The sequence below is a fragment of the Mesorhizobium sp. M7A.F.Ca.AU.002.02.1.1 genome, assembly GCF_003998535.1.
GTDB classification, from domain to species: Bacteria; Pseudomonadota; Alphaproteobacteria; order Rhizobiales; family Rhizobiaceae; genus Mesorhizobium; species Mesorhizobium ciceri.
The window spans coordinates 1-1,120 of the sequence record NZ_RZPB01001242.1; the positions used below are offsets into that span (position 1 = coordinate 1).

General features: G+C 62.2%; 1 pseudogene. It reads left to right on the forward strand.

Going from position 1 to position 1,120, the window contains the following annotated elements:
• Positions 1-1,080, forward strand: a pseudogene (locus EN879_RS36830) (aconitate hydratase); the annotation flags it as partial.
• Positions 1,081-1,120: the final 40 nt, after the last annotated feature.

Consider the following 1,120-nt stretch of genomic DNA (forward strand, 5'->3'; position numbering starts at 1 on the left):
TTCGAAGGCCGTGTCTCGCCTGACGTGCAGGCCAACTATCTGGCCTCGCCGCCGCTGGTCGTCGCGCACGCGCTGGCCGGAACTGTCACCAAGGACCTCACGACAGAGCCGCTCGGCGAGGACAAGAACGGCGAGCCGGTCTACCTCAAGGACATCTGGCCGAGCTCGGCCGAAATCCAGGAGTTCATCGAGAAGAACGTCACCCGCGAGCTGTTCGCCCGCAAGTATGCCGACGTCTTCAAGGGCGACGAGTACTGGCAGAACGTCAAGGCGCCGGAAGGCCAGACCTATGCCTGGGACGACAACTCGACCTATGTGCAGAACCCGCCCTATTTCGCCGGCATGACATCAGGTTTCGGCAAGATCGGCGACATCAAGGGCGCCCGCGTGCTCGGCCTGTTCGGCGACAAGATCACCACCGATCACATCTCGCCGGCCGGATCGATCAAGGCAGCGTCGCCGGCCGGAAAATATCTCACCGACCACGGCGTCGGTGTCGCCGACTTCAACCAGTACGGCACGCGGCGCGGCAATCACGAGGTGATGATGCGCGGCACCTTCGCCAACATCCGCATCCGCAACCACATGCTGGGCGAGAACGGCCGCGAGGGCGGCTACACCATTCACTACCCGTCGAAGGAAGAGGAATCGATCTACGACGCGGCGATGGAGTACAAAAGGGAAGGCGTGCCGCTGGTCGTCTTCGCCGGCGTCGAATACGGCAACGGCTCGTCGCGCGACTGGGCGGCCAAGGGAACCAATCTGCTCGGTGTCCGCGCGGTCATCGCCCAGTCCTTCGAGCGCATCCATCGCTCGAACCTGGTCGGCATGGGCGTTATCCCCTTCGTCTTCGAGGAAGGCACCTCATGGGCATCGCTCAACCTCAAGGGAGACGAGCTGGTCGAGATCGACGGACTGAGCACCATCAAGCCGCGCCAGACGATGATCGCCAAAATCACCTATGGCGACGGCACGGTGAAGAACGTGCCGATCATCTGCCGCATCGATACGCTGGATGAGCTCGACTACTTCAAGAACGGCGGCATCCTGCAATACGTGCTGCGCGATCTGGCAGCTTAGTAAGGGAGTAGGGGAGTAGGGGAGTAGGGGAGTAGGGAAG